This window comes from Allobosea sp. GW821-FHT12C12 (assembly GCF_058807355.1).
On the sequence record NZ_JBXAQP010000003.1, the window covers coordinates 66293 to 81975 of the forward strand.

The 15683-nt window shown below is 68.8% G+C and carries 15 protein-coding genes; 7 read left to right on the forward strand and 8 right to left on the reverse strand.

The window, feature by feature from the left end; translation table 11 throughout:
* Positions 1–82: 82 nt before the first annotated feature.
* The 4 genes from AC1RRW_RS05130 to AC1RRW_RS05145 all read left to right on the forward strand — a co-directional run bounded on the left by AC1RRW_RS05130 (position 83) and on the right by AC1RRW_RS05145 (position 5516).
* On the forward strand, positions 83–1066 hold the full coding sequence (locus AC1RRW_RS05130) for a threonine ammonia-lyase (protein WP_492899465.1): 984 nt from the start codon (positions 83–85) through the stop codon (positions 1064–1066).
* Between the two features lie 137 nt (positions 1067–1203).
* A complete protein-coding gene (locus AC1RRW_RS05135) occupies positions 1204–2532 on the forward strand; it encodes an ABC transporter substrate-binding protein (RefSeq protein ID WP_492899466.1) in 1329 nt (442 codons plus the stop codon).
* A gap of 165 nt (positions 2533–2697) precedes the next feature.
* On the forward strand, positions 2698–4416 hold the full coding sequence (locus AC1RRW_RS05140; RefSeq protein WP_492899467.1) for an ABC transporter permease: 1719 nt from the start codon (positions 2698–2700) through the stop codon (positions 4414–4416).
* A 2-nt stretch (positions 4417–4418) separates the two neighbouring features.
* Positions 4419–5516 (forward strand): ABC transporter ATP-binding protein, encoded by a 1098-nt coding sequence (locus AC1RRW_RS05145; RefSeq protein ID WP_492899468.1) that lies wholly within the window; start codon positions 4419–4421, stop codon positions 5514–5516.
* A 2-nt stretch (positions 5517–5518) separates the two neighbouring features.
* On the opposite strand, the gene AC1RRW_RS05150 is transcribed toward AC1RRW_RS05145, so the two are convergent.
* The gene (locus tag AC1RRW_RS05150) at positions 5519–5920 is read right to left on the reverse strand and encodes a hypothetical protein (protein ID WP_492899469.1); all 402 of its coding nucleotides are present in this window, start codon (positions 5918–5920) and stop codon (positions 5519–5521) included.
* Between the two features lie 378 nt (positions 5921–6298).
* Here AC1RRW_RS05150 and AC1RRW_RS05155 point away from each other — a divergent pair, with 378 nt between their 5' ends.
* The 3 genes from AC1RRW_RS05155 to AC1RRW_RS05165 are packed head-to-tail and all read left to right on the forward strand — an operon-like array spanning position 6299 to position 8938.
* Positions 6299–7483 (forward strand): M20 aminoacylase family protein, encoded by a 1185-nt coding sequence (locus tag AC1RRW_RS05155; protein ID WP_492899470.1) that lies wholly within the window; start codon positions 6299–6301, stop codon positions 7481–7483.
* A gap of 16 nt (positions 7484–7499) precedes the next feature.
* Positions 7500–8606 carry an NAD(P)/FAD-dependent oxidoreductase gene (locus AC1RRW_RS05160; RefSeq protein ID WP_492899471.1) on the forward strand — a complete coding sequence of 369 codons (1107 nt, stop codon included), beginning with the start codon at positions 7500–7502 and terminating at the stop codon, positions 8604–8606.
* Entirely contained in the window at positions 8603–8938 is a 336-nt protein-coding gene (locus AC1RRW_RS05165) for a hypothetical protein (protein WP_492899472.1), read from the forward strand. The genes AC1RRW_RS05160 and AC1RRW_RS05165 overlap by 4 nt, the downstream gene beginning before the upstream one ends.
* Before the next feature lie 3 nt (positions 8939–8941).
* Here AC1RRW_RS05165 and eda read toward each other — a convergent pair whose 3' ends face one another.
* From eda to AC1RRW_RS05200, 7 genes are all read right to left on the reverse strand, one after another.
* Positions 8942–9586, reverse strand: coding sequence for a bifunctional 4-hydroxy-2-oxoglutarate aldolase/2-dehydro-3-deoxy-phosphogluconate aldolase (gene eda, locus AC1RRW_RS05170; RefSeq protein WP_492899473.1), 645 nt, complete (start codon positions 9584–9586; stop codon positions 8942–8944).
* A 38-nt stretch (positions 9587–9624) separates the two neighbouring features.
* Positions 9625–10326 carry a 6-phosphogluconolactonase gene (locus AC1RRW_RS05175; RefSeq protein ID WP_492899474.1) on the reverse strand — a complete coding sequence of 234 codons (702 nt, stop codon included), beginning with the start codon at positions 10324–10326 and terminating at the stop codon, positions 9625–9627.
* Positions 10326–11831 carry a glucose-6-phosphate dehydrogenase gene (zwf, locus tag AC1RRW_RS05180; protein WP_492899475.1) on the reverse strand — a complete coding sequence of 502 codons (1506 nt, stop codon included), beginning with the start codon at positions 11829–11831 and terminating at the stop codon, positions 10326–10328. The genes AC1RRW_RS05175 and zwf overlap by 1 nt, the downstream gene beginning before the upstream one ends.
* A gap of 108 nt (positions 11832–11939) precedes the next feature.
* Entirely contained in the window at positions 11940–12695 is a 756-nt protein-coding gene (locus AC1RRW_RS05185) for an ABC transporter ATP-binding protein (protein ID WP_492899476.1), read from the reverse strand.
* A gap of 106 nt (positions 12696–12801) precedes the next feature.
* Positions 12802–13677, reverse strand: a complete 876-nt coding sequence (locus AC1RRW_RS05190; RefSeq protein WP_492899477.1) for an ABC transporter ATP-binding protein — start codon at positions 13675–13677, stop codon at positions 12802–12804.
* Complete coding sequence (gene nikC, locus AC1RRW_RS05195) at positions 13677–14567, reverse strand: nickel transporter permease (RefSeq protein WP_492899478.1); 891 nt, start codon at positions 14565–14567, stop codon at positions 13677–13679. The genes AC1RRW_RS05190 and nikC overlap by 1 nt, the downstream gene beginning before the upstream one ends.
* Positions 14568–14573: 6 nt before the next feature.
* Positions 14574–15650, reverse strand: a complete 1077-nt coding sequence (locus tag AC1RRW_RS05200; protein WP_492899479.1) for an ABC transporter permease — start codon at positions 15648–15650, stop codon at positions 14574–14576.
* Positions 15651–15683 lie beyond the last annotated feature (33 nt).

Consider the following 15683-nt stretch of genomic DNA (forward strand, 5'->3'; position numbering starts at 1 on the left):
CTTGACGGGGATGCGCGGCGCGCGCTGACCTGCGGCGGCCGAGCGCCTATAACCCGCCGAAACAACCGGAAAGCCTGCCGCCATGACTTCCGCCGCCATGACTTTCGACGTGACCCTCGCCGACATCCAGGCCGCCGCGACCCGCGTCTCGGGCAAGGTCCGGCGGACGCCGACCTATCATAGCGCCGGCCTATCGGCGCGGCTCGGCGTCGAGACCATGGTCAAGGTCGAGGCGCTGCAGCTCGCCGGCTCGTTCAAGGTGCGCGGCTGCTTCAACAAGCTGATGAGCCTGAGCGAGGCCGAACTCGCGCGCGGCCTCGTCACCGTCTCGGGCGGCAACCACGCCATCGCCGTCTCGCTCGTCGCCAGGGCGCTGGGCGCGCGCGCGCTCGTGCTGATGCCGAAGAACGCCGCGCCCTTCAACATCGAGCTGACCAAGAGCCTCGGCGGCGAGATCGAGCTTTGCGAGGATTCGATCGAGGCCTTCGCCAAGGCCGACGCCCATGCCGGCAAGGGCATGACCAACGTCCATTCCTATGACGATCCGGCGATCATCGCCGGCCACGGCACGCTCGGCCTCGAAATGGCGACCGACGCCAGCGGGCGGCTCGACCATGTCTTCATCTCGATCGGCGGCGGCGGCTTCGCGGCCGGCGTCGCGGCCGCGCTGAAGGGCCTCGACCCGGCGGTGCGCATCCACGGCGTCGAGACCGAGGGCGCGACGACGATGACGCAGGCGCTGGCCGAGGGAAAACCCGTCGCGATCCGGCCGACCTCGATCGCGCGCACGCTTGGAGCGCCCTTCGCGACCGAGCGGACGATGGCGGCGGCGAGGGAATTCCTGGAGGACATCATCGTCGTGCCCGACGCCGAGGCGGTGCGCGAGATCGTCTGGGTGCTGCAGAACGGGCGCGTGCTGCTGGAGCCGGCGGCGGCCTGCGTCGTCGCGGCGGCGATCGCCCGCAAGGACATGTTCAAGCCGGGCGAGCGCGTCGGGCTGGTGCTCTGCGGCTCGAACGTGGCGCTGGAGGATATCGCGGCTTGGCGCACGCAATTCGGCATCTGAGCCGTTTCAAGGCGGAGCGTGACGGACGCGAAAAGCAATATGACAGTTCGATGACTATCCGCGTAACCCGATCCACGGTTTAATGGCGCCAATCGGCCTCGACGCCGAGCCTGTCAAAAAACGATCGGGAGGACATCATGATCTCACGCAGGGCCGCGCTCGCGGCATCGGCCGCCTTGGGCCTTTTCGCCACGGCCGCGCTCGCCCAGGCTCCCACCGGCAAGGTCACCGTGGTGACCTCCTTCTCCAAGGACGTGACCGACCCGATCAAGAAGGCGTTCGAGAAGGCCGTGCCCGGCGTCACGCTCGAGGTCCAGAACCGCAACACCAATGCGGGCGTGAAGTATCTCGAGGAGACGAAGGCCAACAACCAGGTCGACCTGTTCTGGGCCTCGGCTCCCGACGCCTTCGAGGTGCTGAAGGGCAAGAACCTGCTCACCGCCTACAAGCCCAAGGCGACCGGCATCCCCGACAAGATCGGCTCTTATCCGATCAACGACCCAGCCGGGTTCTATTCCGGCTTCGCCGCCTCGGGCTACGGCATCATGTGGAACGAGCGCTACGCCAAGGCGAACCGGCTGCCCGAGCCGAAGGACTGGCAGGATCTGGCGAAGCCGGCCTATTTCGACCATGTCTCGATCGCCTCGCCGGCCCGCTCGGGCACGACGCATCTGACGATCGAGACGATCCTGCAGGGCGAGGGCTGGGAGAAGGGCTGGCGCACCGTCAAGGAGATGGCCGGCAATTTCCGCACGATCACCGACCGCTCCTTCGGCGTGCCAGAGGCGGTGAACTCCGGGCAGGTCGGCTTCGGCATCGTGATCGACTTCTTCGCCTTCTCGGCGCAGGCCTCGGGCTTCCCGGTCAAGTTCGTCTATCCGACGGTGACGACCGTGGTGCCGGCGAATGTCGGCATCGTCGCGAACCCGCCCAACAAGGCGGCGGCCGAAGCCTTCGTCGAGTTCCTGCTCTCGCCGACCGGCCAGGAGGTGCTGCTCGAGCCCGGCATCCGCCGCCTGCCGGTGAACCCGGCGGTCTACGCCAAGGCGGGAGCGGACTATCCCAACCCCTTCACCGATCAGCGCTTCCAGAAGATGATCGGCTTCGACGTCGACAAGTCGGAGGCGCGCACGGCCGTCGTCGACACGCTGTTCGACCAGCTCGTCTCGTTCCAGCTCGACGGGCTGAAGGGCGTGACCAAGGTGCTGCACGAGGTCGATGCGGCGCTCGCCAAGAAGCCGAACCCGCAGGCCAAGGCGCTCGCCGACGAGGCGCGCACCCTGATCGCGGCGCTGCCGGTGACGGAAGCGCAGGCCGCCAGCGCCGAACTGCGCGGCGCGTTCACCGGGGCCAAGGAGAAGGGCGCGCGCCAGGCCGAGGTCGAGAGCCAGTGGGCCAATTTCGCGCGCGACAACTACGCCAAGGCCAGGGCGAAGGCGGACGAGGCGCTGAAGGCGGCGAAGTAGACCTGCTGCGAACCCTTCTCACCACTCACGGTCATGCTCGCCCTTGTGGCGGGCATCCACGTCTTCGTCAGAGCGCTCGGCGAACGAAGACGTGGATGGTCCGGACAAGCCCGACCATGACGGCGGTGACAGCGTAAGTCTGTCGCAAAGCAAGAAAACGACCTCATGACCGCCATTCCGGCCCCCGCCCTCCCCCGCGCCGCGCGCCGCTCGGCCACGCCAGGCCAGATCGCGCTGGCGCTCGGGATCGCGGCCTTCCTCGTGCTGTTCCTGGCGCTGCCGGTCGGCGCCGTGATCTACGTCGCCTTCACCGAGAAGGGCGCCTCGACCTTCACGCTGGTCAATTTCTACGACTTCTTCCGCACCGAGTTGTTCATGCGCTCGCTGTGGAACTCGCTCTACGTCTCGGCGATGTCGGTGGTCTGGGCCTCGGTCTTCGCGCTGCCGCTGGCCTATCTCACCACCCGCTTCGCCTTCCGGGGCGCGGCGATCGTGCAGACGCTGGGCTTCCTGCCGCTGATCATGCCGCCCTTCGTCGGCGCGGTGGCGATGCAGCTCTTCTTCGGCCGCAACGGCTCGGTCAACCTGCTGCTCGACGACTGGTTCGGCTTCAAGATCGAGTTCATGGAGGGGCTGGCCGGGGTCATCTTCGTGCAGTCGGTGCATTATTTCCCGTTCATCCTGATCAACCTCTCGGCGGCGCTGCGCAACATCGACCGGGCGATGGAGGAGGCGGCGCAGAATCTGGGCTCGTCGGGCTTCCGGCTGTTCCGGCGCATCGTCTTCCCGCTCGCCATGCCGGGCTATCTCGCCGGGGCCTCGCTCGTCTTCGTCAAGGTCTTCGACGACCTCGCGACGCCGCTCCTGCTCAACGTCAAGGACATGCTGGCGCCGCAGGCCTATCTGCGCGTCACCTCGATCGGCATCGCCGACCCGATGGGCTACGTCATCTCGGTCGTGCTGATCGTCGCCTCCGTCGTCGCGATGTGGCTCTCGGCGCTGGCCCTGAAGGGCCGCGACTACGCGACGACGCAGCGCGGCGGCGGCGGGCTCGCCAAGCGCGGGATGACGCCGCTGCAGGGCGTGCTCGGCTACGGCGTCGTCTTCCTGATCCTGGCGCTGGTGCTGGCGCCGCATCTGGCGCTGCTGCTGCTCTCCTTCGCGACGATCTGGTCGTTCTCGCCTTTGCCCGACGCCTATACGACGGCGCATTACGGCCGGGTCTTCGGCGAGAGCTTCCTCTACATCAAGAACACGCTGATCTACGCCTCGCTCGCCGGCGGAATCGACGTCGTGCTCGGCGTCGCGATCGCCTATCTCGTGCTGAGGACGAAGCTGATCGGCCGCGAATGGCTCGACTGGATGGCCTCGGCCGCGCTCGCGATCCCCGGCGTCGTGCTCGGCATCGGATACCTGCGCACCTTCTACGGCGTCACCCTGCCGGACGGGACGCCGCTCGCCTCGCTCTGGATCACCATCGTGCTGGCGCTGGCGATCCGCCGCCTGCCCTACGCGCTGCGGGCCTGCATGGCGGCGCTCCAGCAGATCTCGGTCTCGCTCGAGGAAGCGGCGGAAAATCTCGGCGCGACCAAGGCGCGGACGGTGCGGCGCGTCGTGGTGCCGCTGATGGCGGGCGGCATCCTCGCCGGCTTCGTCACCGCCTTCGCGACGGCGGCCGTCGAGCTCTCGGCGACGCTGATGCTGGTCCAGTCGAACTCGGACGCGCCGCTCGCCTACGGGCTCTACGTCTTCATGCAGTCGGCGGCCGGACGCGGGCCGGGCGCGGCGCTCGGCGTCGTCGCGGTGGTGCTGGTCGCGCTCTGCACCTTCCTGTCGCATCTCATCATCGAACGCAGCCAGAAGGCAAAAGGCATGGGTCACTGACCATGAACGCGATCGCAGCCATCGCCACGCCGGCCGTCCCGGTCGAGATCGAGAACGTCAACCTGTCCTATGGCGACAACCACGTCCTCAAGACCATCAACCTCGCGATCAGGCCCGGCGAGTTCTTCGCGTTCCTCGGGCCTTCCGGCTGCGGCAAGACCACGCTGCTGCGCCTGATCGCCGGCTTCAACCAGGCCGATAGCGGCCGCGTCACCATTGCCGGCAAGGACGTCTCGGCGCTGCCGCCCTGGAAGCGCGATGTCGGCATGGTGTTCCAGTCCTATGCGCTCTGGCCTCACATGAGCGTCCGCCGCAACGTCGCTTTCGGGCTGGAGGAGCGGCGCGTCGCCAAGGCCGAGATCGAGCGCCGCGTCACGCTCGCGCTCGACCTGGTGGGTCTCGGCCACCTCGGCGAGCGGCGGCCCTCGCAGCTCTCGGGCGGGCAGCAGCAGCGCGTCGCGGTGGCGCGCACCGTCGCCGTCGAGCCCAAGGTGCTGCTACTCGACGAGCCGCTGTCGAACCTCGACGCGAAGATGCGCGTGCAGGTCCGGCGCGAGCTGCGCGACCTGCAGCAGAGGCTCGGCCTGACGACGATCTTCGTCACGCACGACCAGGAGGAGGCCAACACGATCTGCGACCGCATCGCCGTGATGAACGACGGCGTGGTGCAGCAGGTCGGCACGCCGATGGAACTCTACGAGCGCCCGGCCAACCTGTTCGTGGCGAACTTCCTCGGCACGGCCAACATCCTGGCCGGCGCCGTAGGCGGCGCGGGCGACAACCGCGTCTTCGAGGTCGAGGGCGGCGTGAGATTGCCGGTGCCCGGGGATGCGGCGATCCCGCCCGGCGCCAAGCTGGTGTTCCGGCCGCAGCAGGCTGAGATCGCCCGGCCCGGCGCGAGCCGGAGCGACCGCGTGCCGCTGCCCGGCACGATCTCGCATCGCGAATTCCTCGGCGCGAGCGTCCGCTACGGCGTGCGCGTCGGCGCGACCGAGGTCGCCGTCGACCAGCCCTTCCAGTCCGGCGACGCCCTGCACGAGGTCGGCGAGGCGGTCGAACTGGCGCTCGCCTCGCGCGGCATGCTCTGGCTCGCCGCCTGATCTCAGCGCGCGAGCTGGGCGTAGCGGCGCTTGGCGCGCTTGCGGCCGTACCAGGAGATCTCGCGCTCGCCGACATCGGCGTGGACGAGGCCGTTGGAATAGGCGCCGACGCCGCCGACAGCCTCCAGGGAGCGGGCGGCGGCGGCCGCCTTGCGGGCCGAGGTCGCGAGCGGGCGGAAGTCGATCGCCTTGCCGCCGTAGTGCTGCGAGCGGCGGGCGTGGCGGCCGCCGCAGGTCGAGGTGATCTGGATCGGGCCGATCCTGGCGACGAGCTCGTCGCTCATGGCCAGCGTTTCGCGCTTGAGGCAGGCGGCGCCCTTGACCTGCGGCTGGAATGAGATTTTCGGGGTGGCGACATCGGCCGCGACGGCGGGAACGCTGGCCGCAATAAAGGCGGCCGTCATCGGAATACGCATCAATCAACCAGACATGAGACGGGAGGAGTGGAAAGCTCAGGCCGCCAGTTCTGGTCTGGCCGAGCGCGCGATCGGCGATCTATTCTGGGGACAAGGCCAAATCATGACGCGCTGTGAATCTCGTCGACCACAGGTTAGGCGGAAAGACTTTCGATCAGCGCCGTAACGAGCGGAATGATCTCTCAGGAGCGCTCGCGCGCGCTTATTTAATCCCCTCCCGCCGGCGCGAACCGACATCCCCATGCCCCGCCCTCCGCCCCGTCATGCGGCATTCGGCTTGGACAGCGGCGCGCCTGCCGGCTAGCTTGCGCGCCTGTCGACCCGTTTCCCGCGGAGCCGCCACGCTACCCTTCCTCGAGGATGACAATGCCCAAATCCGAGCTCATCGCCGCGCTCGCGCCCGAGATCACCGCGATCCGCCGCGACTTCCACAAGCACCCCGAGCTGATGTTCGACGTGCAGCGCACCGCCGGCATCGTCGCCGACAAGCTCAGGGAATGGGGCGTCGACGAGGTCGTCACCGGCATCGGCCGCACCGGCGTCGTCGGCGTGATCAAGGGCAAGGGCGCGAGCACCGGCCAGGACTCGGGGAAAGTCATCGGCCTGCGCGCCGACATGGACGCGCTGCCGATCCATGAGGAGACCAATCTGGAGCACCGCTCCTCGGCGCCCGGCAAGATGCACGCCTGCGGCCATGACGGCCACACCGCCATGCTGCTCGGCGCGGCCAAGTACCTCGCCGAGACGCGCGACTTCGACGGCACGGCGATCGTGATCTTCCAGCCGGCCGAAGAGGGCGGCGCGGGCGGACGCGAGATGTGCAAGGACGGGCTGATGGCGCGCTTCGGCGTGCAGGAGGTCTACGGCCTGCACAACATGCCGGGCATCCCGATCGGCCAGTTCGCCATCCGCAAGGGCGCGATGATGGCCGCGGCCGACCGTTTCCTGCTCAAGCTCGAGGGCCGCGGCGGCCACGCCGCCAAGCCGCACGAGACGATCGACCCGCTCGTCGCCGCCTGCCAGCTCGTCACCTCGCTGCAGACGATCTCCTCGCGCAATGCCGACCCGCTCGATTCCGTCGTCGTCTCGGTGACGGCGTTCAAGGCCGGCGAGGCCTTCAACGTCATTCCGCAGCATGTCGAGATCAAGGGCACGGTGCGCACGCTCTCGCCGGCGATGCGCGACCTCGCCGAGAAGCGCTTCCGCGAGATCGTCAACGGCACGGCGCTCGCCTTCGGGCTCAGCGCCGACATCGACTACGAGCGCGGCTATCCGGTGACCTTCAACCATGCCGGCCAGACCGATTTCGTCACCAGCGCGGTGCGCAGCGCCTTCAGCAAGGACGCGATCGACACCGAGGTCGCCCCGACCATGGGCTCGGAGGATTTCTCCTTCATGCTGGAGGAGCGCCCCGGCGCCTACATCATGATGGGCAACGGCGATTCGGCCGGCGTCCACCACCCGGCCTACGAGTTCAACGACGCGGCGATCCCGGTCGGCGTGACCTATTGGGCGAGCCTCGTCGAGATGGCGATGCCCCGGCACGCGTGAACGCCGGCATCATTCGATGAGCGACATCGACTGCCTCGTCATCGGGGCCGGCGTCGTCGGCCTGGCTGTAGCGCGCGCGCTGGCGCTGGCCGGGCGCGAGGTCGTGATCGCCGAGGCGGCGGACTGCATCGGCACGCAGACCTCGGCGCGCAATTCCGAGGTGATCCATGCCGGCATCTACTATCCGCCGGGCTCGCTGAAGGCGCGGGTCTGCGTCGAGGGCCGCAAGCTCCTCTACGCCTATCTCCGCGAGCGCGGCCTGCCGCACAAGGCCTGCGGCAAGCTGATCGTCGCCACATCCGCAAGCCAGCGGCCGGCGCTGGAGACGATCCATGCGCGCGCGGCGGCGTCGGGCGTCGACAGCCTGCGCTGGATCGATGCCGCCGAGGCAAAGGCGCTGGAGCCGGAGGTGACCTGCGAGATCGCGCTGCTCTCGCCGGAGACGGGCGTGGTCGACAGCCATGCGCTGATGCTGTCGCTGCTCGGCGAATGCGAGGCGGCGGGCGGCTCGCTCGCGCTCAACACGCCGATCGCCGGCTGGCGGCGCGAGGCGCAAGGTTTCAGCGTCGATTTCGGCGGCGAGGATCCGGCGACCTATACGGCGACGACCATCGTCAACGCGGCCGGCCATGGCGCGCCGCGCCTGCTCGGCAAGCTCGCCGGCTTTCCTGGAGATCACGTGCCGGTCCAGCACTACGCCAAGGGCAACTACTTCTCGCTGCTCGGCAAGCAGCCGTTCTCGCATCTGGTCTATCCGATCCCGGAGGCGGCGGGGCTCGGCATCCACGCGACGATCGACATGGCGGGACGGGTCAAGTTCGGACCCGATGTCGAATGGGTCGAGCACGATCAGGATCTGATCGTGGACCAGGCGCGGGCGGAAAAGTTCTATGCCGCGATCCGGAGCTACTGGCCGGCCCTGCCGGACGGCGCGCTGGTCGCCGACTATGCCGGCATCCGGCCCAAGCTGCACTCGGCCGGCGAGCCGATGCCGGATTTCCGCATCGACGGGCCACAGATCCATGGCGTGACGGGGCTGGTCAACCTGCTCGGGATCGAGAGCCCGGGCCTGACCAGTTCGCTGGCGATCGCCGATCTGGTCGTCGAAAGGCTTTCGGCATGAGCACAGCTCTTCGCATCGCATCGCTTTCGATGCTGCTGCTTGCCGGGCTTGCGCCCGCAGCCGCGCAGGTCAGCCGCACGGAAAGCTGGCCGGCGGTCAAATGCGAGCGCTACGGCAAGGCCTGGACAGAGGCCTTGTCGAAGCGCGGCCGCGCCGGCCTGAGTCCTGAGTTCGTCGCGCGGCACGAGGCCTTCCTCGCCTCGGGCTGCACGACCCAGGGCGATGTCTGCCCGCGCTCCAAGGAAGAACTCGACCTCGCCAACATCCTCGTGCTGATGGCGATGAACGAGAGCATGGCGAGCACCTTCCCGCCCTTCGCCTGCCGGAAGTGAGGATTACCGCCTGAGCGCCGCGACCGCCTCGCGCGCCTCCCTGGCGAGCTTCGTCACCCGCGCCCAGTCGCGGTTCGCGATGGCGTCGGCCGGCACCACCCAGGAGCCTCCGACGCAGACGACCTGTTTCAGGGCGAGATAGTCGCCGAGATTGCTCAGGGACACGCCGCCGGTCGGGCAGAAGCGCAGCTGCGGGAAGGGCCCGGACAGCGCCTTCAGCGTCGCCGTGCCGCCGGCCTGCTCGGCCGGAAAGAACTTGCAGGTCAGCCGGCCGGCCGACACCGCGCGCATGCAGTCGGACGCAGTGGCGACGCCCGGAAGCCAGGGCAGGCCGGCGGCGCGCATCGCATCGTCGACAGCCTCGCTGAAACCGGGGCTGACCACGGCCTGCGCGCCGGCCTCCTTGACGTCGACGACCTGCGCCGGGGTCGCCACCGTGCCCGCCACCGGCAGGATGTCGGCGACCTCGCGCGCGATCGTCTCCAGAGCCGCGAGCGCGGCCGGCCGGCGCAGCGTCACCTCGATCACGTCGATGCCGCCGGCAAGCAGCGCGCGGGCGAGCGGCACGGCGAGATGCGCGTCCTCGATCACCACGACCGGCACGACGCCGCAAGCCTCGAGGCGGGCGATGATGGCGGCGTCATCCATGGCAGTGCTCTTCAATCGATTGAAAGGACGGGAACGGCTTAGACCTTGCTCCAGTAGACGTCGAGCCCCCGCGGGCGGCTCAGCAGAAGTCCGACGGGGAAGGCGGCGGGCAAGGCCTGCGCGCCGGCCAGCATCCGCTGCTTCTCGGGCCCGGCCACCAGCAGCGCCGTCCAGCCTGCCATGCCCAGGCGCGACGGCGAGAGCGAGATGCGCTCCGGCAGACCGGGCGGTCGGGCCGCGACGGCGTGCCGGTCGTCGGCCGCGCCCAGCGCGACGGCGTCGCCCGGGAAGAGCGAGGCGACGTGGCCATCCGCTCCCATGCCGCTGATCAGGATGTCGATCGGCGGCAGGCCGGCCAGTTCCGTCGAGACCGCGCCGGCGGCGGCTTCGAGATCGTCGCCATGGCCATGGAAAGAGAGGAAGCGCGCCCTGCCCTCGGTCAGCGGCGAAAAGCTGGCGCGGATCATGCGCTCGTTGGAGGCGGGGTCGTCGGGCGAGACGAAGCGCTCGTCGGTCGGCAGCAGCGTGACCTTGTCCCAGGCGAGGTCATGGGCGCCCAGCGCCGCGAGGAAACGCGCCGGCGTCGTGCCGCCCGGAACGGACAGCAGCACCCTCTCGCGATCGGCCAGCAGCGCCTCGAGGCGGACCGCGACCGTCTCGGCCAGCGCCTCGGAGGCATCGTCCAGCGTCTCGAAGCGATGCCAGGCGACCGGCCCCGCCGCGGCCTCGACAGGGCGCATCAGACCAGGTCCGGATCGGCCCAGGAGCGGCCGTCGCGTTCGATCAGGCCGATCGCCTGCGAGGGCCCCCAGGAACCCGCGGCGTAGCGATGCGGCTGCGGGGCGTATTCCTGCCAGCCGGCGATGATCGGATCGACCCAGGCCCAGGCCTGCTCGACCTCGTCGCGGCGCATGAACAGGGTCTGGTCGCCGCGGATGACGTCGGTCAGCAGGCGCTCATAGGCGTCGGGCGTGCGCACGTCGAAGGCGGTCTCGTAGCGCAGGTCGAGCTGGCGCGGCACGATCTTGAGCTTGCCGGAGCCCGGCACCTTCATCATCAACTGGAGCTGGACGCCGTCATTGGGCTGGAGCCGGATGACGAGGCGGTTGGCGTCGAGATTGTCGCAGCCGCCGCCTTGGCCGAAGATCGAATGCGGCACCGGCTTGAAGGTGACCGCGATCTCGGAATAGCGCTGCGCCATGCGCTTGCCGGTGCGCAGGTAGATCGGCACGCCGGCCCAGCGCCAGGTGTCGAGCTCGCAGCGGATCGCGACGAAGGTCTCGGTGTTCGAGGCATGGCCGAGCTCCTCGGCATAGCCGCGCACGCGCTGGCCGTCGCTCTGGCCCGGCCCGTATTGCCCGCGCACGGTATGGCGCTGCACGTCGGGGCCGACGATCGGCCTGAGCGCCTTCAGCACCCTGACCTTCTCGTCGCGCACCGCGTCGGCCTCCAGCATGTTCGGCGGCTCGATGGCGAAGAGGCAGAGCAGCTGCATGACGTGGTTCTGGACCATGTCGCGCATGTGGCCGGCCTTGTCGTAATAGCCGGCGCGGCTCTCGAGGCCCACGGTTTCGGCCACCGTGATCTGGATGTTGTCGATGTCGCGGCTCGACCAGGAGCGCTCGAACAGGGTGTTGGCGAAGCGCAGCACCAAGAGGTTCTGCACCGTCTCCTTGCCGAGATAATGGTCGATCCGGTAGGTCCGGCTCTCGGGCAGGATCGCGGCGACGGCGTCGTTGATCTCGCGCGCGGAGGCGAGATCGCGCCCGAGCGGCTTCTCGAGGATGACGCGGGAGGTCGGGGTGAGAATATCGGCCTTGGCGAGGTTCCGGCAGATCGGGATGAACAGGTCGGGCGGGGTCGAGAGGTAGAAGGAGCGCACGCGGTCGGTGTCGCCCAGCGCCTTCTTGAGCGCCTTGAACGTTTCCGGCCTGGCGCCGTCGGCCTGGACCATGGTCAGGCGGCGCAGGAAATCCTCGATCTGGTCGGCGGCGAGGCCTTCCTCCTTCAGCCGCTCGGCGATCTGCTTCGGCACCCCTGCCATGTCGTCGTCCTTGCGGACGATGGCGAGGATGCGGCTCTCGGGCGGCAGCACGCCCTCCTGATTGCGCTGCGCCAGCGCCGGGAACAGCTTGCGCAAGGCGAGATCGCCGCTGGCGCCGAAGATCACGAGATCGAAGGGCGGCACCGGCGTGCGCTGCGGCGAGGCCTTCGGGCGGATGGCGCAGTCTGCGATGGCGTCCATGGCGTCTCAGGCTCCGTATGGCTCTGGCTGAGCTGAGTCGAGCGCAGAGCTGCGACGAGAATGCGACCAAGCAGGGAGCTTTGCCAAACGCTCGCTGCGCAACCCTGCTCAGCCCGCCCGCCGAAAGCCCTCGCTGGCGGTCAGCAATTGCCGGGCGTAGTCGGTCTTGGGGTCGCGCGCGGCCAGCGTCGCCGCCGTCATCTCCTCGACGCCGCGGCCGAACTGCATCACCAGCAGTCGCTCGCACATATGGGCGACGACGGCGAGATCATGGCTGACGAGGATATAGGTCAGCCTGCGCTCGTGCCGCAGGGCCTGCAGCAGATTCAGCACCTCGGCCTGGATCGAGACGTCGAGCGCCGAGGTCGGCTCGTCGAGCAGCAGGATCGTCGGCTCCAGCACGAGCGCGCGCGCGATCGCGACGCGCTGGCGCTGGCCGCCCGAGAGCTGGTGCGGATAGCGGAAGCGGAACGAGACTGGCAGGCCGACATCGGTCATGGCGCGTGCGATCCTCGCCTCCGGCTCGCGGATGCCGTGGATGGCGAGCGGCTCGGCCAGCGTGTCGTCGACCGTCTTCTTGGGGTGCAGCGAGCCGTAAGGGTCCTGGAAGACCATCTGGGCCGCGCGGTAGAAGGCCTTTTTCCTGAGCTTGGGCTGGCTTTCGCCGAGGATCGCGACCTCGCCGCTCCAGTCGCGGTTAAGGCCTGCGAGCACGCGCAGCACGGTCGACTTGCCGGAGCCGGATTCGCCGACGATGCCGTAGCTCTCGCCGGGCGCGACCGCGAAGGAGAGGTCCTTCACGACATGGGAATCGCCGAAGGAGACGTCGAGCCTGTCGACGGCGATGGCGGGTTGGGTGGTCATGCGAGCGATCCACCGTGCGAGCGAGCGCCGTCCTGTCCCCTTCCCCACCGCAAGCGGGGGGAGGGAGAAGAGGGCTCACGCCCGGACGATCCGTTTCGCAAAATCATCATGCCAGCCATGCCGGGTCGCGGGACAGGGTGGCGAGCTTGCCCTGCGGCTTGTCGAGATCGGGCAGGCAGCCGAGCAGGCCGAGCGTGTAGGGATGGCGGCGGTCGCGCGCGCCGGCGTCGGCGAGCTCGGCGGCCGGCATCGTCTCCATCGCCTTGCCGCCATACATCACGATGACCCGGTCGCAGAAGGACTGCACCAGATGCAGATCGTGGCTGATGAAGATCAGCCCCATGCCGCGGCTGGTGACGAGGTCGTCGAGGATCTTCAGCACCTGCAACTGCACCGTGACGTCGAGCGCCGAGGTCGGCTCGTCGGCGATCAGGATGTCGGGCTCGGCGATCAGCATCATCGCGATCATGACGCGCTGGCCCATGCCGCCGGAAACCTCGTGCGGGTAGAGGTCGTAGACACGGGCCGGCTCCCTGATCTGGACCTGCTCCAGCATGGCGAGGCTGCGCTCCCTCGCCTCGCGCGCGCTCGCCTTGTGGTGGACGCGGTAGGCCTCGGCGATCTGGCGGCCGACGCTCTGCACCGGGTTCAGCGAGAATTTCGGATCCTGCATCACCATCGAGATGTGGCGGCCGCGCAGCTTGCGGCGGTTGCGCCTGTCCATCGTCAGCAGATCCTGGCCGCGATAGGTCATGCGGTCGGCGCCGACGACGCCCGGCCACGGGATCAGGTCGAGGATGGCGCGGCCGGTCATCGACTTGCCGGAGCCGGATTCGCCGACGATGCCGAGCCGCTCGCGACCCAGCGTGAAGGAGAGGCCGCGCACGGCGTTGACGATGCCGGTCGGGGTGTGGAAATCGACCTTGAGATTGTCGAGTTCGAGCAGCGGGGGCTCGCTGGCGTTTGCGGGAACGAGCGCCATCACCTGGCGTCCATCACGTCGCGCAGGCCGTCGCCGAGCAGGTTGAAGCCGAGCGCGACGATGCAGATCGCGATGCCGGGGAAGGTCGCGACCCACCACTGGTCGAAGATCTGCTCGCGGCCGGCCGAGATCATCGCGCCCCATTCCGGGATCGGCGGCTGCGCGCCGAGACCGAGGAAACCGAGCCCCGCCGCGGTCAGGATGATGCCGGCCATGTCGAGCGTGGTGCGCACGATCAGCGAGGGCAGGCACATCGGCACGACATGCTTCCAGACGATGCGGGCCGGCGAGGCGCCCTGCAGCCGCACGGCGGCGATGTAGTCCTGCCCGCGGATGATCATCGTCTCGGCGCGGGCAACCCGGGCATAGGGCGGCCATGCGGTGATCGCGATGGCGATGACGGCGTTCTCCAGCCCCGGCCCGAGCGCCGCGACGAAGGCCAGCGCCAGCACGAGGCGGGGAAAGGCGAGGAAGACGTCGGTGATCCGCATCAGCAGCCGGTCGACCCAGCCGCCGAGATAACCCGACGCCGCGCCGATCAGGAGGCCGATCGGACCGACCGAAATGACCACCAGAACGACGATGACGAGGGTGACGCGCGTGCCATGGACGATGCGGCTGAAGATGTCGCGGCCGAGCGCATCGGTGCCGAAGAGATGGTCCCAGGACGGCGGCAGCAGCCGGCCGGCGAGATTCTGGGCAAGCGGGTCCTGCGAGGCGATCAGCGGCGCGAAGGCCGCCACCAGCAGCAGCGCCACGACGATGGCGAGGCCGGCCAGCGCCAGCGGATTGCGCCGGAAGGCGAGCCATTGCCGGTAGAACTGCCCGAGCCTGGCCTGCCGGCGCGAGGCGGGGGAATCGGTCAGGAGGTAGTCGGTCCAGGTGCTCATGCGCATTCACCTCGCCCTTGGATCGGCGATGCGGCCCAGGATGTCGGTGAACAGATTGACCGCGATGAAGACCACGCCGACGACCAGCGTGCCGCCGAGAACGGCGTTCATGTCGGCGTTCAGCAAGGCGTTGGTCAGGTAGCGGCCGAGACCCGGCCAGGCGAAGATCGTCTCGGTCAGCACCGAGCCCTCCAGAAGATGCATGTAGGACAGGGCGATGACGGTGACGAGAGGCACGGCGGCGTTGCGCAGCGCATGGCGGATGACCACCCGCCATTCCGAGAGCCCCTTCACGCGGGCGGCGACGACATATTGCTGCTGCAGCTCGGTGATCATGAAGCTGCGGGTCATCCGGCTGATATAGGCGACGCTGAGCAGGCCGAGCACCGCCGCCGGCAGGATGAGATGCGAGAACGCGTTTCTCGCCGCATCCCATTCTCCCTGCAGCATGGCGTCGAGGATGACGATGTTGGTGATCGGATCGACGAAATCCTGGAAGGCGACGCCGATGCGGCCGGGGCCGGCGACCCAGCCGAGCCTGGCGTAGAACAGCAGCAGGCCCATCAGCCCGAGCCAGAACACCGGCACCGAATAGCCGAACAGGCCGATGAGGCGCGCGACCTGGTCCTGCCAGCGGCCCTGGTTGACCGCCGCGACGATGCCGAGCGGCACGCCGAGCACGACGCCGATCAGCGTGCCGAGCGTGGCGAGCTCCAGGGTCGCCGGGAATACGCGGCGGATGTCGTCGGTGACCTTCTGGGCCGTCAGCACCGAGGTGCCGAGATCGCCGGTGAAGACCTTGCCGACATAGATCGCGAATTGCCGCCAGAGCGGCTTGTCGAGACCGAGCGCGAGACGGGCGTTCTCGTAGACGTCCGGCCGGGCGTTGTCGCCGACGACGGCCAGCACTGGGTCGATCGGGATGACGCGGGCGATGAAGAAGGTCACCAGCAGAAGCCCGAACAGCGTGATCGCGACCGTGGTCAGCTCGCGCCAGAGCAGCTTGCTCCAGCGCAGCGCACGTCCGGGCGAGCCCGGCTTGGGAACCGGCGCGGGAATTGGCGCGTCCGTCAGGCTGGTCATAGCCGCATCCTGTCCTGCCGAGCGGGCATGGCG